The 23,548-nt window shown below is 70.6% G+C and carries 9 protein-coding genes; 5 read left to right on the top strand and 4 right to left on the bottom strand.

Annotated elements, in window-relative coordinates:
* Positions 1 to 143 precede the first annotated feature (143 nt).
* The 4 genes from QRN89_RS13460 to QRN89_RS13445 form a co-directional block, all read right to left on the bottom strand.
* A complete protein-coding gene (locus tag QRN89_RS13460) occupies positions 144 to 1,079 on the bottom strand; it encodes a carbohydrate ABC transporter permease (protein WP_390702745.1) in 936 nt (311 codons plus the stop codon).
* The gene (locus tag QRN89_RS13455) at positions 1,076 to 2,443 is read right to left on the bottom strand and encodes a carbohydrate ABC transporter permease (protein WP_290349606.1); all 1,368 of its coding nucleotides are present in this window, start codon (positions 2,441 to 2,443) and stop codon (positions 1,076 to 1,078) included. The genes QRN89_RS13460 and QRN89_RS13455 overlap by 4 nt, the downstream gene beginning before the upstream one ends.
* A gap of 7 nt (positions 2,444 to 2,450) precedes the next feature.
* Positions 2,451 to 3,830, bottom strand: coding sequence for an ABC transporter substrate-binding protein (locus QRN89_RS13450; protein ID WP_290349605.1), 1,380 nt, complete (start codon positions 3,828 to 3,830; stop codon positions 2,451 to 2,453).
* A 202-nt stretch (positions 3,831 to 4,032) separates the two neighbouring features.
* Positions 4,033 to 7,746 carry an FHA domain-containing protein gene (locus QRN89_RS13445; RefSeq protein ID WP_290349604.1) on the bottom strand — a complete coding sequence of 1,238 codons (3,714 nt, stop codon included), beginning with the start codon at positions 7,744 to 7,746 and terminating at the stop codon, positions 4,033 to 4,035.
* 407 nt (positions 7,747 to 8,153) lie between these two features.
* Between QRN89_RS13445 and QRN89_RS13440 the strand changes: the two genes are divergently transcribed.
* The 5 genes from QRN89_RS13440 to QRN89_RS13420 all read left to right on the top strand — a co-directional run bounded on the left by QRN89_RS13440 (position 8,154) and on the right by QRN89_RS13420 (position 23,492).
* A complete protein-coding gene (locus QRN89_RS13440) occupies positions 8,154 to 9,866 on the top strand; it encodes a serine/threonine-protein kinase (RefSeq protein WP_290349603.1) in 1,713 nt (570 codons plus the stop codon).
* Positions 9,867 to 10,014: 148 nt separating this feature from the next.
* Positions 10,015 to 11,250 (top strand): serine/threonine-protein kinase, encoded by a 1,236-nt coding sequence (locus QRN89_RS13435; protein WP_290349602.1) that lies wholly within the window; start codon positions 10,015 to 10,017, stop codon positions 11,248 to 11,250.
* 93 nt (positions 11,251 to 11,343) lie between these two features.
* Entirely contained in the window at positions 11,344 to 12,450 is a 1,107-nt protein-coding gene (prfB, locus tag QRN89_RS13430; protein WP_290349601.1) for a peptide chain release factor 2, read from the top strand.
* Positions 12,451 to 12,755: 305 nt separating this feature from the next.
* Positions 12,756 to 16,388, top strand: a complete 3,633-nt coding sequence (locus tag QRN89_RS13425) for a laminin G domain-containing protein (protein ID WP_290349600.1) — start codon at positions 12,756 to 12,758, stop codon at positions 16,386 to 16,388.
* Between the two features lie 318 nt (positions 16,389 to 16,706).
* On the top strand, positions 16,707 to 23,492 hold the full coding sequence (locus tag QRN89_RS13420) for a polymorphic toxin-type HINT domain-containing protein (protein WP_435833251.1): 6,786 nt from the start codon (positions 16,707 to 16,709) through the stop codon (positions 23,490 to 23,492).
* Positions 23,493 to 23,548: the final 56 nt, after the last annotated feature.

Genomic DNA, 23,548 nt, shown 5'->3' with positions numbered 1-23,548 from the left:
ATGTGGAGCGGGTGGGGCGTGGATGTGGTGCGGGCGGCACGCGCGCAAGGGCCCGCACACCCGGTCGACGCGCCGACCGTGCGTACGGGCCCTTGTGCCGGAGAGTGCGCCGGTACGTGCGCGTTCGTGTCGTCCGGGTGCGGTCACTTCACCGCGCCCGCCATCACCCCCGACACGAACTGGCGCTGGAAGGCGAAGAACACCGCGAGCGGAATGAGCATGGACACGAACGCCCCCGGTGCCAGGACGTCGATGTTGTTGCCGAACTGCCGCACCTGCTGCTGCAGCGCCACCGTGATCGGCGGCGACTCGGAGTCGGCGAAGATCAGCGCGATCAGCATGTCGTTCCACACCCACAGGAACTGGAAGATGCCCAGCGAGGCGATCGCCGGCCCGCCGAGCGGCAGGACGACCCGGGTGAACAGCCGGATCTCACCGGCGCCGTCCAGCCGCGCCGCCTCCAGCAGCTCCCGCGGGATCTCCGCGAAGAAGTTCCTCAGCAGGAAGATCGCGAACGGCAGCCCGAAGGCGACGTGGAACAGCACCACACCCGTCGTCGTCTCGAAGATGCCGATCGTGCCGAACAGTTTCGACACGGGTACGAGCGCCACCTGCACGGGGACGACGAGCAGCCCGACCACGGCGAGGAACCACCAGTCGCGGCCCGGGAACTCCATCCAGGCGAACGCGTACCCGGCGAGCGATCCGACCACCACGACCAGCACCGTCGCCGGCACGGTGATCATGATCGTGGAGAGCAGGGAGTCCGTGATGGTCTCGTTCTGCAGCAACCGCGCGTAGTTCTCGGTGGTGAGCTGCGCCGGTGCCGTGAACACCTCCCACCAGCCGCTCGCGTTGATGTCGGCGGGCGAACGCAGCGAGGAGAGCAGCAGCCCCACGGTCGGCATCAGCCAGAACAGGCCCACCAGGACGAGGACGACCCGCATCACCCCGCCGCCCGTTCGGGCGGCGATCCGGGAGGCGACCGAGGCCCTGGCCCTGACGGGTCCGGTTCCGCCGGCGCCGGCGGAACCGGAAGGTCCGGCGGTGACGGGCGTGTCCGCGCTGTCGGCGCTCATCGGCGCGTCTCCCTTCGGATCCGGCGGATGTTGAAAGCCATCACCGGGATCACCAGCAGCAGGAGGAGTACGGCGATGGCGCTGCCGACGCCCAGGTGCGCGTCCGTGCCGAACGACGAGCGGTACAGCTGGAGCGCCAGTACGTTGGCGTCGTCCTGCGCCGAGCCGGGCGCGATGATGAACACCAGGTCGAAGATCTTCAGCACATTGATCATCAGGGTGACGAGCACGACCGCCAGGACCGGTGCGAGCAGCGGCACGGTCACCCTCCGGAAGACCTGCCACTCGTTGGCGCCGTCCACCCGCGCCGCCTCCAGGAGTTCACGTGGCACCGCGGCCAGTCCGGCCGCGATCAGCACCATGGCGAAGCCCGCCCACATCCAGAGGTAGCTGCCGATGATGGCCGGGGTGACGAGGGACGGGCCCAGCCAGTCGACGCCGTCGTACGGCTCCCGGAAGTTGCTCCCGGGCAGCCGGAGGACGGCACCGTCCGCCTCCTTCGGCAGCGAGAACGTGCCGTCGGCCGCCGCGGTGGTCGTGGCGACGACCCGGCCGTCCCTGACCGCCTCGATCGCGATGCCCTTCAGGCCCCGTTCAGCGGCGTCGACGGCGTTCACCGTGCCGCCGCCGCCCCGCGTGAAGTCGAGCCACGCGGTTCCGGTGATCCGGCCGTCGTCCGCGGCCCGCGCCTCCTTCGCCGGCCGTGCGTCGGAGGGCATCCTGTCGGGCGGGACGCCCACCAGCGGCAGCTCCACCGGACTGCCGGCACGGACCGGCTGCTCGGTGACGAACGCCCCGCCCCCGGCGGGCTTCAGCGGGTGGGCGGGTCCCGGGCGGGCCTTGGGGAAGCTCGCCGACTCGGAGAAGGTGTCGTGCACGCCCACCCAGACCGCGTTGGCGACGCCGCGCTCCGGGTCCTGCTCGTACACCAGCCGGAAGATGATGCCCGCGGCCAGCATCGAGATCGCCATCGGCATGAAGACGACCAGCTTGAACGCCGTGCCCCAGCGGATCCGCTCGGTCAGCACCGCGAACATCAGTCCGAGCGCCGTCGCCACGGTCGGTGCCACGGCCACCCAGATCGCGTTGTTCTTGACGGCGGTGAGGATGGTGTCGTCGGTGAAGATCTCGACGTAGTTGCCGAGGCCGGCGAAGCCGTCGCCGGACCGGTCGAAGAAGGACCGGTACACCGAGTACCCGATCGGGTAGACCACGAGCGCTCCGAGCAGCACCAGCGCGGGCAGCAGAAAGCCGGCCGCGACGAGACCCCTGGTGCCGGTCACGCTCCTGCGCACGCCGCCCCCGGCGGCGGAGGGCACAGCGGGGCCCTCCGCCTTCCCGGCGGACGTCTCGGGGGACGTCATGGCGGCGTCAGCTCTTGTACGCCTTGGCCGCGTCGGCCTCCAGCCGCGCTTGCGTGCCGGCGACGTCCTCGGGGTTCTTCAGGAAGTCCTGGAGGGCCTTCCACTCGCCCTTGCCGGGCGTGCCGCCGAACGACTGCGGCATCTGGTCCGACATGTCGAAGCGGAAGTCGTCGCCCGCGGCGATGAGCGCCTTGGCGATGTCCCGCTGCACGTCGTTCGGGTACGCGGCGGCGTCCAGCGACTTGTTCGGCGAGATGAAACCGCCGGCCCCGGCCCAGATCCTCGCCGCGTCGGGCGAGGCCAGGAACGTCAGGAGTGCCTGGGCGCCCTTGGTGTCCTTCAGCGCCACCGCCGCGTCGCCGCCGGTCACCACCGGCGGCTGCCCGCCGACCGCCGGGAACGGGAACACCTTGGCGTCCGTACCGATCTTCGCCTCGGTCTGCGCGATGTTGACGGTCACGAAGTCGCCCTCGAACACCATCGCCGCCTTGGGCTGGTCGCCGCCGGTGAAGGTCTGGGTGACCGACTTCGGGAACTCCGTCTGCAGTGCGCCGTTCGCCCCGCCCGCGATCAGCTCCGGCTTGCCGAACAGCTCGCCGAGCGTCGTCAGGGCCTGCGCGACGGAGGGGTCGGTCCACTTGATCTCGTGCCTGGCCAGCTGGTCGTACTTCTCCGGACCGGCCTGTGAGAGGTACACGTTCTCGAACCAGTCGGTGAGCGTCCAGCCGTCCGCGCCGCCGACCGAGACCGGTGTGACGCCGGACGCGGAGATCGTCTCGGCCGTCGTCAGGAAGTCCTTCCAGGTCTTCGGCACGGAGGCGCCGGCGTTCTCGAAGACCGCGTTGTTGTACCAGACCAGCGACTTGTTGGCGGCCTTGAAGTACACACCGTACGGAGTGCCGTCCACGGACCCCAGGTCCTGCCAGCCCTTGGCGTAGTTCCTGGCGAGCTGCGCCTTGGCCTCCGGGCCCAGGGGCTTGGCCCACTTCTGGTCCACGGCCTGCTTGATGGCACCCACCTGGGGCAGCATCGCGACGTCCGGCGGGCTGCCACCGGCGATCTTCGTGCCGAGGAAGTTCACGATCGGGTCCTGCGCGGGGACGAAGGTGACCGTCGCCCCGGTGCGTTTCTCGAACTCCTTGAGGACCTTGGTGAAGTTCTCCTGCTCCGGACCCGTCCAGACCGCCGCCACCTCGATCTTCTGGCCGTCCAGCTTCGGCAGCTCGACGGTGGCCGAGGACTCGGCGCCCGGGGTCGCGTCCGCCGGGCCCCCGTCCTTGCCGTCACCGCCGCAGCCGGCCAGGGTGAGGGCGCCCAGGGCGGCCAGGGCCGCCACGGCGGAGCCGCGAGTCGTCCGAGCCGTACGAGCTGTGCGAGTTGTGCGCATCACTGCCCCGTCTCTCCCGCGCCTGCGAAGGGGCGCAGCTGTGACGCAGGCCACGCCCGTTCCGTCCGTGCGCTCAGGTCTACGCCCGGGGGCGGAGCGAGGCAATACCGCCTCCGCCGTCAACTGGGTGATCGTGATGGCGTCGTGACGTGCTGTCAGGACCGTTGTGGTGCCCCTCGCCCCGCCCCGCGGGCCACCGGAGTCAGGGGCGGGCGGGGGTGAGCGGCGGGACCGGCACGGCGTCGACGGAGCGGGCGGCACGGTCCAGGGCGCTGGCGAGCAGGGCCAGGTCCGTGGGCCCGTTGCCCAGTTCGCGCACGGGCCGGCGGGCCGGCGGGTCGCCCATCCGCTCCCACGCCAGCTCCACGACCGTGGGCCGCAGCGTCGCCGTCCGCGGGATACGGCCCGTCACCCGGCCGCTCTGGAAGGGCGTCACCCTCCCGTCCGGATGTCCGAGCCTGCCGCGCCCGGGCGCCGGGTCCTCCGGGCCGGGCGCCACGGGCGGCGCGTCCAGCACCACCCTCAGCCGGGTGCTGCGGGCCAGCTCCGTGTCCGCCGTGCGGTCCGGTCGGGCGGACGTCGCGACCAGATGGACGCCGAGGCGCTGCCCGTCGCGGGCCACCGCCTCCAGAGCCCTGACGACGGAGCCCGCCGCGGGGCGGCCCGGGCTGCCGAGCGCGGGGGCGACCAGGGCGTCGTAGTCGTCGACGAGGACGACGAGCCGGGGGAGCGGGCCGGGCGCCTCCGCCTCCACGGCCTCCGCCCTCGCACGGCCGCCGGAGGGGCGGAGTCTGAGCGTGCCGCTGGGCGGCGACTCCAGATCGCCCCGCCCGTCCGGCCGGGACTCCGCGGCGCTCGGCGGGCGCTGGCCGACCAGCCGCTCGGAGACCTCGCGGCGCGTGTGCCACTCCTCGAACGCCTCCCGGCCCAGCAGCTCCGCCCGCCGCTTGAGCTCCGCGCCGAGCGCCTGGGCGAACTCACGCATCCGCAGGGGGTCGGAGGCGACGAGGTGCTCGGTGACATGGGGAAGGTCGGTGAGCGCCCCCAGGCCCTCACCCCGCTCGCCGCCCGCGCCGTCCACCAGCAGCAGCCCGAGCCGGTCCGGCCGTCCGCCCGCCGCCAGCGAGGCCGCGATCGCGCGGAGCAGTTCCGTGCGTCCGCTGCCCGCCGGGCCTTCGACGATCAGGTGCGGGTCCTCCGAGACGAGGTCGACGGCGACCGGTCCCCGGGGGCCTGCGCCCAGCACTGCCGTACCGGGGCCGGCCGACGCCCAGCGTGCCATCAGCGACGCCGGGGTGGCCCGGGCGAGGCCGAGCTCGTCCAGCAGCCGCGCCGACCGCGGCAGCGGCGCCGCCACCGCCCGGCCGTGCACCGGGGCGTCCCCGTCGGCCAGCAGCGGAGCCAGGGCGCGGCCGAACCGCTCGGCCCAGGCAGCCGACACCGCGTCCACCGCCGCGACCGTGCCATGGCCCGCCGGGTGCCCCCCGGCCGTGCGCAGCAGCCGCAGCGCCGTCGCCACATCGCCGCTGAGCAGTCCGACGGCACCGCACTCCCGGAAGGCCGGCGACGCTGCGCAGGCCTCCTCGTACGTCGCCGCCACCGGGGACAGCGGGGAGGCGGGCGGGGTCTCGGCGAGGCAGACCAGATGGATGCCGGCGGCCGCGCCGCCTCCCGCGAGGCGTGCCGTGGTCTCGCGCAGAGCGGCGGAACCGGGGTCGCCGTCGAGCACGACGAGCGTGCGCGGTCCCGTGTAGCGGGCCGCCGCCTGTTCGACCGCGCGGCGCTCCGCGCTCGGCCAGCCGGTGCCGAGCGGCCCGTCGTCCAGCCGCCGGGTCAGCTCGGCGGTTCTGGCGGTGGCCTGGTCGCGGTCGTAGGCCAGGAGCAGCCGGCAGTCCTGGCCGTGCCCGGGCCGCAGATGCGGGAGCCAGCCGAGCCAGCTCCACGACTCCCGGCGCTCCTCCAGCGGTCTGGCACGGTCGGTGCTGATCAGCACGATCTCCAGGTCCGCGGGCGCATGGAGCGCGGCGGCCTGGGCGACGACGGAGCGGGCGAGCCCCATGAGCCGGGCCCGTGGCCCGGCGAGCCCGAGGGACCCCGCCTCGCGCAGGCCGACGGTGACGGGCACGGCGGACGTGTCCGCGCGGTCGGCCGTGCCGAGGCGGACGACGAGGGATTCGGGATGGCCGGCGTCGCGCTCCCACAGCCGCGGTCCCGGCCCGAGGGCGGTGAGCAGTACGGCGGCGGGATCGGGCCAGGTCTCGGCGGTGGGCTCGGTGGGTCCGGCCGGGGTCTCGTCGCCCTCCTCCGGGGCGCCGGGCTCCTCCCGGCCCCCGGCGAGCCGCCTCGCCCAGGCGCCTATCCCGCGCCTGCGCCGCCCTCCCCGCCCCGCGTCCGCGTCCTCGGCACCGCCCACGGCCGGCCCGAGGCCGTCCGCCACTCCCGTGCCGTGCGTGGTGGCCCCGTCGGCGACGCGCGGACGGCCGGCGGCGGAGCCACCCGACCGTGCACCTTCCCGGTCGCGTGCGAAGGCCCGGGCCCCGTTGCGGGGTTCGTGCGCGGGGTCGGTGCTGTCCGTGGTGCCTCGGGTGGCGGAGTCGTGGGCGTCCGCGCCGTGCCCGCCGTGTCCCGTCCGTTCGACGCCGTACGGGTCCCGGCCCCCGGCGCCGAAGCGGCCGTCGCCGGAGCCGCCACCGGCGTCCGTCGCCGGAGGTCCGCCGTACGGAGACGTGCCGACGCGGCCGTGGGCGCCGCCCTCGGCGGTGGCCGGGTCCGCCGGCGCGTGCCCGCCGCGCGGTCCGGTGCGGTCCCGCCGTGCGTCGCCCGTACCCGGGCCGCCCGGACCGGTGGCGCCGGGCGCGTACGCGGTGGGCGAGGCGCCCGCGGGGCGGCCGGCAACCCCCGCACCACGCGGGTCCGGGATCACCGGCCACCCTCCGGTACCGCCGTGACCGCCCCGGGCCCCGGCCGTGGACGCCGGTCCCCGCCCGTCCGCCCGCCCGTGGAAGAGGGGGTCCTCGTCGTGGGGCGGGGCCGGCGGCCGGGCCGCCCCGCGAGCCTGCTCCCGGTCCTCGGGCGCCTCACGCTCACGGGCCCAGGACGGGACCCGGTCCGCGCGGTCACCGGCAGGACCGGGATCGGGCGCGGGACGGCGCACCCGCAGGTGGCCCTCCCCGTCCGGCGCCGTCGTCGGACGGGCCCGGACCGGGGCGCCCTGAGCGGGGGACCCGGCAGCCGCGGGGCCGGAACCATGGGCCGACGGGCCGGAAACGGAACCGGGGACGGGGGAAACGGGGGAGGCGGAACTCACGGCAGTCGGCGTGGCCGCCAGCCGGAGCGTGGACTCGCCGATGCGCAGCAGCGCGCCCGGGCCCAGCCGGACCGGCCGCCGGCCGACGTCCGTGCCGTCCAGGGTCGTGCCGTTCGTGGAACCGAGGTCCGCCACCGTGACGCCGCCGTCCTCCGCGACCGTGACCTCGCAGTGCAGCCGCGAGACGTCCGGGTCGTCGAGCGGCACGTCGGCCTCCGCCGAGCGCCCGATCCGGATGCGGCCCTCGTGCAGCAGATGGACGCCGCCCGCGTCCGGCCCGGCGATCACATGGAGCTGCGTCCGCGCCGCAGCCCCCTCGTGGTCCGCCGCCTCGTCCTCGCCCGGTGTCTGGAGCGACAGCACCGCCCCGTCGACGAGCGGCGGCTCGCCGAGCGCGCACCGCTGGGCGTCGAGCCGCTCCCGGCCCGCGTAGAGCACGACCGTCCCGGACGACGGCGCCTCCGGCCCCGAAACGGTCGCGGCCAGCGCCGAGGCGACCGCCGCCAGCGCCGTACCCGCGGGGGCCGTGACGAGCACGTCGCAGGCGCGCGGGGCGACCTGCGAGGACTGGCCGCTGCGCGGCGCGAGGACGGTCAGCCGGATCTGCATCGCCGTCAGCGGTCCCTTCTGCGCGGGGTGCCCGGCAGGGGAGCCGCCCTGTGATTCCCCCCACCCGGCAGGTCGGCACGGCCGGGGGCTCTCCCGGCCCACGGCTGCGTGCTGGAGGCATCCTCGCATCCGTCACGGACGACGCGCCCGGGGCCCACCCCCAAGTGATCTTGATTGGTCGGCTCTGGACCCAAAAGTTCCTGCTTGGGATCGCCTCTGCCGCCCGGCGCGCGGCCGTTCGGCAACCATGGGGGCGTTCCGGGCGTCTTAACCGCCGATCCGCTGATCACTCCGGTGACCCGATCGGCGGCACTACAGTGGGTCGGACACCCGGACGGAGCCAACCATGGACCGGGGAAGCGGAACCATGAGGAACGACGTTCCACCGACGATCAGCAGGGAGTGACGTGCGGCCGGTAGGGAGCAAGTACCTGCTCGAGGAGCCGCTCGGCCGCGGCGCCACGGGCACCGTCTGGCGAGCCCGCCAGCGCGAGACCGCGGGCGCCGAGGCGGCCGTGCCCGGCCAGCCCGGAGAGACCGTCGCGATCAAGGTCCTCAAGGAGGAGCTCGCGAACGACGCGGACGTCGTCATGCGCTTCCTGCGCGAGCGGTCCGTCCTCCTCCGGCTCACGCACCCGAACATCGTGCGCACCCGCGACCTGGTCGTGGAGGGCGACGTCCTGGCGCTGGTCATGGATCTCGTCGACGGCCCCGACCTCCACCGCTACATCCGCGACAACGGGCCGTTCAGCCCGGTCGCGGCCTCCCTGCTCACCGCCCAGATCGCGGACGCGCTCGCCTCCAGCCACGACGACGGCGTGGTCCACCGCGACCTCAAGCCGGCCAACGTGCTGCTCGCGGAGCGCAACGGCGAGATGCACCCGATGCTCACCGACTTCGGCATCGCACGCCTCGCCGACTCCCCGGGCCTGACCCGCACCCACGAGTTCGTCGGCACCCCCGCGTACGTCGCGCCCGAGTCCGCCGAGGGCCGCCCGCAGACGTCCGCCGTGGACGTCTACGGTGCCGGGATCATGCTGTACGAGCTGGTCACCGGCCGCCCGCCGTTCGCCGGCGGCACCGCGCTCGAGGTGCTCCACCGCCACCTCAGCGAGGAGCCCCGGCGCCCCTCCACCGTCCCCGGCCCGCTGTGGACGGTCATCGAGCGCTGTCTGCGCAAGGAGCCGGGCGAGCGGCCCAGCGCCGAGAACCTGGCCCGCGGCCTGCGCGTCGTCGCCGCGGGCATCGGAGTGCACTCCACGCCCGCGCAGATCGAGGCGGCGGAGGGCGTGGGCGCCCTGCTCGCGCCCGATCCCTCGCCGGCCACCGTCCCCGGCATGCCGGGAGCGGCCGACCCCACCCAGGTGCTGCCGAGCAACGCCGCCTCCTTCCGCCAGGGCGACGGCTCGTACGACCCGAACGCCGCGACCAGCGTGCTGCCGTCCGGCCCCGCGGGTGCCGCGGACCCGACCAGCGTGCTGCCGCGCGGCGCGGCGGGGGACCCGACCGCCATGATGCCGCCCGTGCCCCCGCGCCCCGACGGCCCTCCGCAGGCCGACGGACCGCACCCGTGGCAGTCCCAGCTGCAGGCGGCCCGGGACCGCAACGAGCAGACCCAGGTCCAGTACCTCGACCCGAGCCAGGACCCCCTGCGCCGCCGTCCGCAGCGCCGCCCGGCGCCGCAGCAGCAACAGCCCCAGCCCTACCAGCAGCAGGGCAGGCGTCCGCAGCAGCCGCAGCCGTACGCCCCTCCGCCGCAGCAGCAGTACGCGCCGCAGCCCCAGCGCCGGAACGCGCCGCCACAGCAGCCGCCGCCCCGGCAGCCGGCCCAGCGCCCGCCGCGCGAGCCCCGCCCGCCCCGGCAGCGGAGCTCCAACCCGATGCGCATCCCGGGCCTCGGCTGCCTCAAGGGCTGCCTGTTCACGCTGGTCCTGTTCTTCGTGGCGGGCTGGCTGATCTGGGAGCTGACGCCGCTCCAGGACTGGATCGCCCAGGGCAAGAGCTACTGGCAGGCCATCGGCGACGCCGTGTCGAGCGTGTCGGACTGGATCTCGGAACTGGGCGGCAGCACGCCCGACCCCGGAACCGGAACCGGATCGGGAGCCGGCGCGGGCCAGTAGCGCCCGCAGCGCGCGATCACTCTGTCGTTATGTCGACTTCTGCGGGGGAAAAAGCCCCGCAGAAGTGACGGTTGGCGCCATCCGGGGCACGAGGCACCCCGACACCCGCGTAGTTTGATGGGCAACGCCAGCCGCTGAGGGAGCAGTCTTGGCACGGAATATCGGCAGCCGGTACACGGCCCATCAGATCCTGGGCCGGGGCAGTGCGGGCACGGTGTGGCTCGGCGAGGGGCCCGAGGGCCCCGTCGCCGTCAAGCTGTTGCGCGAGGACCTCGCCTCCGACCAGGAACTGGTCGGGCGCTTCGTCCAGGAGCGCACGGCCCTCCTCGGACTCGACCACCCCCGCGTCGTCGGCGTGCGCGACCTCGTCGTCGACGGCAACGACCTGGCCCTCGTCATGGACCTGGTCCGCGGCACCGATCTGCGGACCCGGCTCGACCGGGAGCGCCGCCTCGCCCCCGCGGCCGCCGTCGCGATCGTCGCGGACGTCGCCGAGGGACTGGCAGCCGCCCATGCGGCCGGCGTCGTCCACCGGGACGTCAAGCCGGAGAACATCCTGCTGGACATGGAGGGCCCGCTCGGCCCCGGCGGGGCCCACCCCGCCCTGCTCACCGACTTCGGCGTCGCCAAGCTCATCGACACGCCCCGCCGCACCAAGGCCACCAAGATCATCGGCACGCCGGACTACCTGGCCCCGGAGATCGTCGAGGGCCTGCCGCCGCGCGCCGCCGTGGACATCTACGCCCTCGCGACCGTGCTGTACGAGCTGCTCGCCGGCTTCACCCCGTTCGGCGGCGGGCACCCGGGCGCCGTGCTGCGCCGCCATGTCACGGAGACCGTCGTCCCGCTCCCCGGCATCCCGGACGAGCTGTGGCAGCTGATCGTCCAGTGCCTGGCCAAGGCCCCGGCCTCCCGGCTGCGCGCCTCCGAGCTGGCGGCGCGGCTGCACGACCTGCTGCCCCTGCTGGCGGGAATGGCCCCGCTGGACGTGGACGAGCCGGACGTCGAGCCGGCCGAGTCGTACGAGGAGCCCGAGTACGCGGCGCACCCGGCCGAACCGCGCCGCCGCGGGGCCGTCCCGCTGGTCCGCGGCTCGGCCACGGACTCCAACCGTGACACCCACACGTCCATGCGCGTCCCCGGCCCCGACGAGCTGGCGGGCGGCGCACGCGGCACGGCCCGCGCCCCGCGCACACCGGGCCAGCGCCGCCCCGGCTCCGCCCGGCACAAGGCGGAGGCCGTCCGCAGACGCCGGATCACGCTGGGCGTCGCGGCCCTGGTGCTGGCCGCGGCGGCCGGTGTCGGCGGCTGGCTCGCGACGAGCGGGGACGACACCTCCGCACCCCCAGAGGACTCGAAGCAGTCGGCCCCGGCCCACCCCTAGAACCCCCTTCCCCGGGGCCGGAGGGCGCCGCCGGACGGCCGGACGTCCACGGGCGCGGCGGGCGTGTCGCGCGATGCCGTTACCCTTGGACGCGTGGCAGTCGTCGATGTATCCGAAGAGCTGAAGTCCCTCTCCTCGACCATGGGGTCGATCGAGGCCGTCCTGGACCTCGACAGGATGAGGGCAGACATCGCCGTGCTCGAGGAGCAGGCGGCGGCGCCGTCCCTCTGGGACGACCCCGAGGCGGCGCAGAAGATCACCAGCAAGCTCTCGCACCTGCAGGCCGAGGTCCGCAAGGCGGAGGCGCTCCGCGGGCGGATCGACGACCTCGAGGTGCTCTTCGAGCTCGCCGAGACCGAGGACGACCCGGACACCCGCGCGGAGGCCGAGGCCGAGCTGGAGGCCGTCCGCAAGGCGCTGGACGAGATGGAGGTCCGCACGCTCCTCTCCGGCGAGTACGACGAGCGCGAGGCGCTCGTCAACATCCGGGCCGAGGCCGGTGGCGTGGACGCCGCCGACTTCGCCGAGCAGCTCCAGCGCATGTACATGCGCTGGGCCGAGCGCCACGGCTACGGCACGGAGGTCTACGAGACCTCGTACGCGGAGGAGGCCGGCATCAAGTCGACCACCTTCGTGGTGAAGGCGCCGTACGCCTACGGCACGCTGTCGGTCGAGCAGGGCACGCACCGCCTGGTCCGCATCTCCCCGTTCGACAACCAGGGCCGCCGTCAGACGTCCTTCGCGGGCGTCGAGGTCCTTCCCGTCGTCGAGCAGTCCGACCACGTCGAGATCGACGAGTCCGAGCTGCGCGTGGACGTCTACCGCGCCTCCGGCCCGGGCGGCCAGGGCGTCAACACGACGGACTCCGCGGTCCGCATCACCCACATCCCGACCGGCATCGTGGTCTCCTGCCAGAACGAGCGCTCCCAGATCCAGAACAAGGCGAGCGCGATGAACGTCCTCCAGGCGAAGCTCCTCGAGCGCCGCCGCCAGGAGGAGCAGGCCAAGATGGACGCCCTCAAGGGCGACGGCGGCAACTCCTGGGGCAACCAGATGCGGTCGTACGTCCTCCACCCGTACCAGATGGTCAAGGACCTGCGGACGGAGTTCGAGGTCGGCAACCCGCAGTCGGTGCTCGACGGCGAGATCGACGGCTTCCTGGAGGCGGGCATCCGCTGGCGGAAGCAGCAGGAGAAGTAACCACCCGTTCGTTCGTGACGGCGCCGCGTCCCTTGGGGCGCGGCGCCGTTGTGTTCTCCGCTCCGAGACCCCGATCAGTTTCGGCCATTCCGGAAAGCGCAGTTGCGCCGATTGCCCAGTGATCACACGGGTGCCTCCAGGGAGAATCAGCCACTCCCTCACGACGCGCAGACCTCAACCGCCTCAAATCCGTTGACGCGTACGCGTAGTAACCGAAAGCATGCGGACCGCTTAAGAACATGTGTTCTCCCGGGGGGTGGCGAGCAGTGTCCGTATTCCGCATGCGCCGATGGCGCCGAAGATCCATGGTGCTCACTCTGGCGACGGTGCTGGCGTGTACCGGAGTGCCGGCACTGGCTGCGGAGAACTCCGCGCAGGCCGCCGCCCCCTCGCCCAGCAGTGAGGCGGAGCGGGCGCTCGCTCAAGCTGCGAGGACCGGCAAGCGTGTCGAGATCGCCGGGGACCGGACGGAGTTCGGGACCACCTACGCGAACCCCGATGGCGCCACCTTCCGACTGGAGCATTCGGTCGTTCCCGTCCGTGTGAAGTCCCGCGACGGCGCCTGGGTCGAGCCGGACGCCACCCTGGAGAAGCGGCCCGACGGAACGATCGCGCCGAAAGCCGCGGCCGTCGCCCTGACGTTCTCCAACGGTGGCGACGGGGCAGGGCTCGTGAAGATCGCGCGGGAGGGTCGCTCCCTGGCCCTCGGCTGGCCCGGCCCACTGCCCCGACCCACTCTCGACGGCGACAGCGTGACGTACCCGAACGTCCTTCCTGACGTCGATCTGCGGATGACGGCCACCGTGGAGGGCTTCCGCGAGGTGCTCGTGGTGAAGACGCCGGAGGCCGCCGCGGCACCGGAACTCAGGAAGATCACCTTCGCGGTGAAGGCCGAAGGGCTCAAGGTGTCGCCGACCGACGGCGGAGGCATCTCGGCTGTGGACACCAACGCGACGGAGGTGTTCGCGGCTCCGCCGGCGCTGATGTGGAACTCTTCCGGAGGCGCGGCAGGTGGGGCCAGGGCAGGGCAGGCGACGGGCTCGAAGACCGGCCGAGTGGAGTCGGGCGCTGCGCGGCACGTGGCCGAACCGGACGTCGGTAATCCCGATGAGCCGCGCCCGGGGGACGAGACCGCCGCACTGCCCATTCACGTGGGCAAGAGCGCGATCAGTCTGGTCCCCGACGAGGAGATGCTCAAGGAGGCCGACGCTTCCGACTTCCCGCTCTTCATCGATCCCGAGGTCTCCTGGGGCGAGGCGGAACGAATCCTTCTGCGCTCGGACGGCTACCGCCTCTACAACTTCGACAACCAGGACGATGACGGCGGTGAGCGCGGCAAAGGCGTCGGCAAGTGCGGCACCTGGGGCGGCTACTACTGCGGGCCTGGTTATGTGCAGAGGCTGTACTACGAGTTCGCGCCCAACAATCTCGTAGGCAAACACATCCTGGGCGCGACGTTCCGGGTGACCGAGCCCTGGGCCTTCCAGTGCGACCCACGCTGGGTCGATCTGGTGCGCACCAACCCCATCTCGTCGTCCACCACGTGGTCCAGTCGGCCCGGCGAACTGGATCTGATGGTCGACCGCAACATCTCCGCGGGCCGCGGCTCGCTGTGCGACCCGGACTCCCCGGATGCGCCAATTGACTTCACCGACAACCCGGAGGAGTCGAACGAGAATCTCACGGCGACGGTACGCAACTTCGCGGCGGGCAGGTTCGACCGCCTCACGCTGATGCTGCGTGCCCACGACGAGGGCGACCCGAGCGCGTGGAAGCGGTTCAAGAACGACGGCACACTCGTGGTCGACTACATCGGAAAGCCGAACTACCCGACGCCGTTCGGCTTCCTCACGGGCAAGGGTCTGTCCTGCTCGACCGAGATCGGCGCTCCTGGCATCGTGACGGACCCCACGCCACAGGCGTCGGCGACTGTTCGCACCATGGTCGGTGGCTCACCGGGCGCGAAGCTCCGGGCCAGATTCAAGGTGGAGAAGCAGACCGGCTCGACCTGGAGCGCGCTGCCGGACTTCGTGTACCCCACGGCAGGGCACCTCGGTACGGGCGGGGTGGCGCCGGCTTCGGTACCGCACACCCTGGAGGAGGGGCCGCTCTACCGCATCCAGGCATGGACGCGCTCGTACTGGCCCGACTTCAGCAACTGGCTGACCTCTCCGGGCAGCGTGGTGTGCTACTTCAAGGTCGACAAGACCGCGCCGAAGCCTCCGACCGTGAACGCCGCCTCCGTCTACACCCTGTGTGCAGCGACCTGCACCCCCGCAGGCGGCCCCGGCGTCAAGGGCACCTTCACGTTCGCCCCGGCCGCCGGCGACACGAATATTGCGACGTACCAGTACAAGTGGTCCACGGACAAGAGCTGGTCATCCGCGAGTACGAAGACGTCGGTGGAGATCGCCCCACCGGAGGCCGGCACGTACTACCTCGAGGTGCGCGCCACGGACACGGCTGGACGACCTGGTGCCTCGCAGATCGTGAGCTTCCTGGTCAAGGAGGGCGACGGGCCTGTGGGGCGGTGGCACTTCGACGAGGACAGCGGTGTGGCGGTCGACTCGTCGACGACCGTCGCGCAGAACCAGGACAGCGCGACGCTCTCGGCAGGAGCGGTGCGGGACGATCGTGGGCGCCGGGGGGAAGTCTGGCACGACGATCTGGGGGAGCCGCTCGTCGAACCCAGAACGGACAAGGGCCTGAAGCTGAACGGTACGTCGGGCTATGCCGCCACGGCCGGGCCCGTACTTGAGACACGCTCCGCCTACACGGTTGCGGCTTGGGTGCGACTGGACAGCAAGAGCCGTCATATGGCTCTGGTATCGCAGGACGGGACAAGGAACAGTCCATTCTGGCTGTCGTATTCGAAGGACCTCGACAGCTGGTACTTCGGCGTGAAAACGACAGATGCGGACGACGGCACGATGTACTGGGGGAACAAGTCAAAGGTTCCGGCGCAGGTAGGCGTGTGGACGCATGTGGCCGGTAGCTACGACCCAGTCGCCAAGCGCCTGTGTCTGTATGTCAACGGCGTGCTGCACGGCACTTCAACGCAGACGTCTGCATGGTCGGCGAAAGGCCCGATGCAGTTTGGCCGCTCGCAGGAATCTGGATCCTCGCGGTTCAACCTCGACGGCAGCCTCGACGAGGTCGCAGTCTGGCAGCGTGCCCTCCAACCAGCTGAAGTGGCCAAGGAGGCCCGCACCCTGTCCGCCGCCACTGGCCTTGAGAGCGTCGAGCTGGTTGCCAACTGGAACGCCGAAGGTGCAACCGGTACCACCATCGCCGACACAGCTTCCGGATACGGACGCGCTCTGTCCCTGGCCGGAGGGGCGGCTCTCGACGGGGAAGCCATCGTCCTCGACGGTTCGGACGACGCCGCCACGACGGCCGGCCCTGTGGTCGACGACAGCGGCTCGTTCACCGTCACGACCGGCGTTCAGTTGGACCCGGCGAAGTTGCTGACGAAGCCGTCGGGTTACGTGGCCCAGGTCACCGGTCAGCGCACGGTCGACGGCTCCTCCTGGGGCCTGTGGTTCCAGCTCACGGGTACGAGGACGGAGCTGGACGACGACGGGAACGAGCGCATCGTGCCCGTCGGATTCTGGAAGTTCGGACGTGTCAACAAGGACGGCACGACCACCTGGGCCAGTTCCGACGAAGAGGCGGTTCTGGGTGCTCCAGTCCGGTTGACCGGCGTTTTCGACGCGCTTTCCGAGGCCGGGCCGGTCATTCGTCTCTACGTGGGGCTCTCCCAGAACGACGATGACAAGTCCTACACCGCACTCGTCGGAGCAGACAACTTCGCGATCGGCAAAGGGTTCAGTGCGACCAACTGGGGTCACTTCCTGCCCGGACACGTCCGTGAGGTACGGCTCTGGGCGGGTGCCGTGAACGGCAGGGACCAACTCGAAACCGTGGTCGGCGGTTGAGAAACGCCTTCGGGTGGGGCTGGTTCCGGCATCCGGCCCCACCCGAAGGGCCATCGAACGAAGCTTTCAGGGATCTGAGCATTTTCAGATGCGGGCCGAGGGACCACTGCGTTCGGGCCCATCGTGGGGGGTTGGGTCATGGGCAGAAGATCGACGAAAAGACGTGGGTTCACCGGAGTGCGCCCCTGGATGATCCCTGCACTCGCAGCGGTACTCGCTGTGCCGGCAGGCCTGACGCCCGTGGCGCAAGCTGTCGACACAGACGGCGGTCCCGGCCGCCCGGCCGTGCCCAAGCCTCGTTCGAGCAAGGTCATGGCGGTGAAGGCCGATGGCGCGCGGAAGGCACGTGAGCGTGTCAGCGCGTCCGAGGCGGCCAACGCGGCAGACGCGGCCCGCGCTGCCCATCAGCAGAACGCCGCCCAGTGGCCCAAGCCGGGCAGTGCCACCGTTCCCCTCACCGCCTCGGGCAGACGAGCCGCAGCCGGAGGGCTGCCGGTGACCCTCAAGGGAGTCACACGGACGCCCGGCCAGGCCACCGTCACCGTGGTCGACCGGAAGACCACCAAGAGCCTCGGGATCAGCGGCGTCCTCCTCACCGCCCGGGCGGACAGGCCCGGCAAGGCCGAGCTGGGCGTCGACTACGCCTCCTTCGCCTCGGCCATCGGCGGCGACTGGTCCGGTCGGCTCCGTCTGTCGCAGCTGCCGGCGTGCGCGCTGGCCACGCCGCAACTCGCGCGATGCCGGACGCTGACGCCGCTCGCATCGCGCAACGACGTCACGGCGCAGCGGCTCACCGCCGATGTGGACTTCGCCGCCTCGAAAGCCCCCGTGGTGTTCGCCGTGGCGGCCGCGTCCCCGGGCCAGTCACCGTCGGGCGCGGGCGACTATTCCGCCACGCCGCTCGCGGCGTCCTCCTCCTGGGAGGCCGGCGGGTCATCGGGATCCTTCACCTGGTCCTACCCGATGAGCGCTCCCAAACCGGCCGCAGGGCCGTCGCCGTCACTGAACCTCGCGTACGACTCGGGAAGCATCGACGGCCGTACGGCGGCGACCAACAACCAGGGCACGACGGTCGGCGAGGGGTTCGGTCTCTCCGCCCTGTCGTACATCGAGCGGAGCTACGACTCCTGCGACCGGGACGGTCACGACGAACAGTACGACCTGTGCTGGAAGTACGAGAACGCCTCACTCGTCCTCAACGGCAAGTCGACCGAACTCGTCAAGGACGACGAGGACGGGAAGTGGCGCCTCAAGAACGACGACGCCTCCACCGTCACCTACGCGACCGGCGCCGCCAACGGCGACGACAACGGCGAGCACTGGACCGTCACCACCGGCGACGGGACGAAGTACGTGTTCGGCCTGAACAAGCTGCCGGGAGCAGGCGCCGAGCGCACCAACTCGGTATGGACCGCCCCGGTCTTCGGCGACGATGCGGGCGAGCCCGGGTACAACAAGGGTGACACGTTCGCGGACCGCTGGCTCCAGCAGGCTTGGCGATGGAATCTCGACTACGTCGAGGACACGCACGAGAACGCGATGTCGTACTGGTATACGGCTGAGTCGAACCACTACCGCAAGAACGAGGCGTCCACAGCCACTGCCGCCTACACTCCCGGCGGGTACCTGGACAGAATCCTCTACGGGCAGCGCAGGGACACCCTCTTCAGCGTGGAAGCACCGGCGAAGGTGAGTTTCACCCACGCTCCGAGGTGCACGGTCGCCAACTGCTCACCGCTGGGCGAGGACACGGCCGAGAAGTGGCCCGACGTGCCGTTCGACGCCATCTGTGCCTCCGGGGCGAACGACACCGACTGCCTCGCGGAGAGCCCGGCGTTCTTCTCCCGCAAGCGACTCACCGGCATCGAAACCAGTGTGCTCTCCGGTACCGCGTACACGCCGATCGACTCCTGGGCGTTCAGCCAGAAATTCCTGGATGGCGGTGACATCGACAATTCCACCGACCACACGCTGACTCTGGACAGCATCCGGCGCACAGGTCACACGGGCACCCCGGTGTCGCTCGACCCGATCGACTTCACCTACACCAAGCTGCCGAACCGTGTCGCCGGCGGCACCCAGCCCGGTGGCGGCAACATCCTTCCTCTCACCCGCCCGCGCATCGAGAGCGTCACCTCGGAAACCGGTGCGATCACGACCGTGACCTACAGCGCTCCGGAATGCGTGCGCGGTTCGCGGATGCCCGCGGCGGAGGACAACAACGCGGAGGCGTGCTACCCGCAGTACTGGCACATCAACGGAGCCCAGGAAGCGAGCATCGACTGGTTCCACAAGTACCGGGTCGTCGCCGTGAACAACGCCGACCCCGTGGGCCACGGGGCCGCAGAATACGCCTACACCTATGAGAAGCCCGCCTGGCGCTACAACGACAGCCCGTTCGTGCCGGGCGACGAGCGTACGTGGTCCGTCTGGCGGGGATACCAGAAGGTCACCGTGCAGACGGGCTCGGCGAACGAGATCCGCTCGCGGACCGTCACCAGCTATCTCCAGGGCATGCACGGTGACCGGCTGAAGGCAGGCGGCACCCGCAGCGTCAACGTGCCCGGCATCGACTTCTCCGCACTCGACGTCCCCGACGCCGTCGACGCCGATCAGTACGCCGGATTCCAACGCCAGCAGATCACCTATGACGGTGGTACCCCGGTCAGCGTCACGGTCAACGATCCCTGGTCGGTTAGGACCGCCATTCAGCACAAGTCGTACGCCGACACCGAGGCGTACTACGTGCGAACCGGCAGGGTCTTCACGCACACCTACCTGACGGTGCCCAGGACCTGGCGCAGCGCGAGCATGGCCTTCACCTACGACGGTTACGGCATGGCTGCCAAGGCCGACAACGCTGGTGACACGGCCAAGACCGGGGATGAGACCTGCAGCCGGACCTGGTACGCCCGGAACGACAGCAAGGGCATCAACAGCCTGGTCTCCCGCACTCGCATCATCGGCCGCTCCTGTGCCACCGCCGAGGCAGACCTCTCCCTGCCGTCGACGACCGCCTCGCCCGGTGATGTGCTCGGCGACACGGCGACCGTCTACGACAACGCCAACGCCGGCACCTGGTCCGCCGCCCAGGTGCCCACGAAGGGCGAGGTGACCTGGACCGGCCGGGCCTCCGCGTACCCGGCCGTTGCCACCGGCGGCGAACGCCACCCCTCCGCCTGGCAGACGAAGGGTACGAGCACGTACGACACGCTCGGCCGCCTGCGCACCCTCACCGACGCGGCACAGAAGACCACCACGACGGAATACACCCCCGTCGGAGCCGGAACGCCGACCAAGACCGTGGTCACGAATACCAAGGGCCACAAGGTCAGCATCTTCCTGGACGGCAAGCGCGGTCTGCCCCTGCGCACGTACGACGCCAACCTGAAGAAGACCGAGCAGACGTATGACGCTCTCGGACGGCTTACCGGAGTGTGGCTGCCCAACCGAAACAAGGACGGCGGCCAATCCGCCTCCATGACTTACGCGTACGTCCTCAAGCGCGGAGTCGCGCCGTCCATCTCCACGTCCACGATCAAGTCGTCGGAATCGGTCACGACATCCTACGAGATCTTCGACTCTCTGCTGCGTCCGCTGCAGACGCAGACCCCCACCCCCCTCGGCGGTCGTCTGCTCACGGACACGCGGTACAGCACCCGCGGTCTGGTCTACGAGTCCTTCGCCGACGTCTTCGACTCGAGCGCTCCGCCGAACGGCACGTACAGCCGGGCGGAATACGGCGGAGCCCCCAAGCAGACCGCCACGGTCTTCGACGGCGCCGGCCGTCCCACCAGCAGCAGCTTCCATGTCTACGGCGTGAAGAAGTGGACGACGACGACGCAGTACACGGGCGACTCCACCGCCACGAGTGCGGTGGCCGGTGGGCAGGGGACGCGCATCATCTCCGACGCACTGGGCCGGACCACGCAGCGTCGTGAGTACGCCGGTCCCGGCACCGCGGACGCGGAGTACGGCGGCGGCCTCGGCGCCTCCTACACGACGACGTCCTTCACCTACACACGTGACGGCGATCAGAAGACCATCACCGGGCCGGACGATGCGAAGTGGTCGTACGAGTACGACCTCTTCGGACGCAGAGTCTCGGCCACGGATCCCGACAAGGGCACCTCGACCACCGGATACACGGTTCTGGACCAGACCGACTGGACCAAGGATTCCGAAGGCAACCACCTGCTGTACGGATACGACGAGGTGGGGCGGCGCACTGCCCTCTGGTCGGCCTCGCGGACCGACGCGAACAAGCTGGCCGCCTGGACCTTCGACTCCCAGGCCAAGGGGTACCAGGACAGTTCCATCCGCTACGACGGCGGAGTGGGCGGCAAGACCTACACGAAGAACGTCGCCATGTACGACGCTCTCTACCGGCCCACCAAGAGCGAGCTGGTGCTCGACGCCAATGATCCGCTGGTGGTCGCCGGAGCGGCACAGAAGACGTACGCGTTCGAGAGCGACTTCAATCTCGACGGCACGCTGCAGTTCTCCACCGAGCCGGCCGCGGGGGGTCTCCCCAGGGAGTCGCTCACCTTCCGCTACACACCGACCGGACAGCCCACCTCCCTTTCCTCCGGCACGTCGGGCTATCTCCAGGGGGCGAGCTACAACCAGCTCGGGCTGCCGCAGCAGTTGACTCTCGCCGTCTCCGGCGCGACGGAGGCGAAGAGGACCTACCTCGACCATCGCTTCGAAGCCGGTACCGACCGTGTCACGCAGTCGTTCGTGACCACGCAGACGGCGCCGTACAAGCCTCAGGACCTGCACTACTCGTACGACGACGCGGGGAACGTCACCAGGATCGCCGACAGCCCGAACCCCGACCCGACGCTCAAACCGGATGTCCAGTGCTTCACGTATGACGGCCACCGACGTCTACAGGAAGCGTGGACCCCTTCGACCGACGACTGCACCAGCAGGACGCTGGGTGGCGCCGCGCCGTACCGGACGGAGTACACCTACAACGCGTCCGGTCAGCGGGCCTCCGAGACGGAGACCCCGGTGTCCGGCGCGGCGACCACGACCAACTACTGCTATGTCGTCCCCTCTCAGCGCCACACGCTGACGGCCACGACGAAGAATGCGGACTGCACGGGTGTACCGGCGTCCTTCAGCTACGACAAAACGGGAAACACCACGGAGCGCCCGGGGCCGACCGGGCCGGGACAGACGCTTTCGTGGAACGTCGAAGGAAAGATCTCCTCGCTCACCGAGGGCACGAAGAAGACGACCTACCTCTACGACGCCGAAGGCACGCTGCTGATCCGCCGTGCGGCCGGCGACGGCGAGTCCGTGCTCTACCTCGGTGCCACGGAGGTCCACCACAAGGTCACGGGCACGACGAAGACGACGTGGGCAACGCGCACGTACTCGGCGGGAAGCTCCGCGATCGCTCTCCGCACGAACGAGTCGGGCACGTCGAAGCTCTCCTTCCTCGCCGGCGACCACCACGGCACGAGCAGTCTCGCCGTGGATGCGACGACCCAGGCGGTCACGAAGCGCTTCACGACCCCGTTCGGAGCCCCACGCACCGGGGCGGTCGGCACATGGCCGGACGACAAGCAGTTCCTGGGCAAGCCGGTGGACAAGTCGACCGGGTTGACGCACATCGGGGCGCGCGAGTACGACCCGAAGATCGGCCAGTTCATCAGCGTCGACCCCATGCTGACGCTCGACCAGCACCAGTCCCTGAACGGCTACAGCTACGCCAACAACACCCCGGTCACCTCCTCGGACCCCACAGGGCTCGAAAGCTGCTATCCCAACTTCTGCAGTGGCAGCAACGGAACGTACGACGACTACAAGCCCGAGAACGATCCTGCAGCCGGCAGCAACACCGGGGGCGGCGGCACAGCACCGACCACGAGTACCGGTTCGACCTCGAGCACCGCGAAGCCCGTCATCCACGGCATCGAGTTGCTGACCGAGGAAGAAATGCGCGCCCAGCCTTATGCATGGCCGGGCGACACGTACCAGGAGCTTGCCCAGAAGTTCGTGAGGCACAAGTGCTTCGGTATCGGAGGTTGGCAAGGGAGTACGAAGAAGTTCTGCGATGCTGCGGATGAGGCCGGACTGCTCGAGATCGGAAAGGATCCCTGGGGCGTCAAGGCCAACATCAACTGCATCACGGGCAAGGGCGACTGCGTAGAGGCACTCGTGTCGGACGTCATCACTCTGGTGACGTGGGGGCTGGGCAAGACGGCTTCCGGTATTGCCGCAAGGGCCGCCGCAGGCACGCGTGCTGCTGGCGCCTCAGCGGCCAGCGAGGGAGCCCTGGTTAAGCTCCTGCTGCCCGGCTGCAAATGCTTCCTGGCCGGCACGGACGTCCTGATGGCGGATGGCTCGACGAAGGACATCGAAGACGTCGAGATCGGCGACGAAGTCCTTGCCACCGACCCCGAGACCGGTGAAAGAGGTCCTCGCAAGGTCACGCGCTTGATCCGGACCGAGGACGACAAGCACTTCAATGAACTGACCATCAAGACCGGAGACGGATCCGAGAAGCTCGTGGCCACCCATGAGCACCCGTTCTGGTCCCCCTCGGAGCAGCGCTGGGTCGAGGCCAGCGAGCTGAGCCTCGGCATGACGCTCCTCACGGCGGACGGCGACACCGTATCCGTACAGGCGAACCGTGCCTTCACCAAGCATGCTCGCACGTACAACCTGACGGTCGATGACATCCATACGTACTATGTGCTGGCGGGGGCTACCCCAGTACTCGTTCACAACAGTAATGGGTGTCCGACGCACGTGATCGGAAAGGGAGACGATCCCCTCGTTCCCGAACTGGTTGACGACATCAACGCACGTTATCCGGGGCATGTCCGGGCGCAGGGAGTCGACATCGTGGGCGCAGACGGCCAAGTGCTCACGGATTTCGACATCGTGACCAGGAACGCCGTGGTTCAGGTCAAGACGGGCTCGGGTAAGGGAGCGCTGAAACAGGCTTTGAGAACTCAGAGTCTGACGGATTACCCGGTCATCGTTTACCTCCCGCAAGGGCGAGGAAGTGTGATCAAGAGTCTTGAGCAGGCCGGCATCATGGTCACTCGCGACAAGAATGTCCTGCTGGATGTCTTGGCTCCGTAGTCCAAGATGCGGCATAAGCGCCCGTCACGACAGGAAGATCCATGCGGCCTACCATC

It is taken from the genome of Streptomyces sp. HUAS CB01 (assembly GCF_030406905.1).
GTDB classification, from domain to species: domain Bacteria; phylum Actinomycetota; class Actinomycetes; order Streptomycetales; family Streptomycetaceae; genus Streptomyces; species Streptomyces chengbuensis.
This window is presented reverse-complemented; position numbering and strand designations above follow the sequence as displayed.

Bases quoted from the DNA above. Each gene is read 5' to 3' on its own strand.
- QRN89_RS13460 (WP_390702745.1), bottom strand. From the start codon at position 1,079: ATGAGCGCCGACAGCGCGGACACGCCCGTCACCGCCGGACCTTCCGGT.
- QRN89_RS13455 (WP_290349606.1), bottom strand. From the start codon at position 2,443: ATGACGTCCCCCGAGACGTCCGCCGGGAAGGCGGAGGGCCCCGCTGTG.
- QRN89_RS13450 (WP_290349605.1), bottom strand. From the start codon at position 3,830: ATGCGCACAACTCGCACAGCTCGTACGGCTCGGACGACTCGCGGCTCC.
- QRN89_RS13445 (WP_290349604.1), bottom strand. From the start codon at position 7,746: ATGCAGATCCGGCTGACCGTCCTCGCGCCGCGCAGCGGCCAGTCCTCG.
- QRN89_RS13425 (WP_290349600.1), top strand. From the start codon at position 12,756: ATGGTGCTCACTCTGGCGACGGTGCTGGCGTGTACCGGAGTGCCGGCA.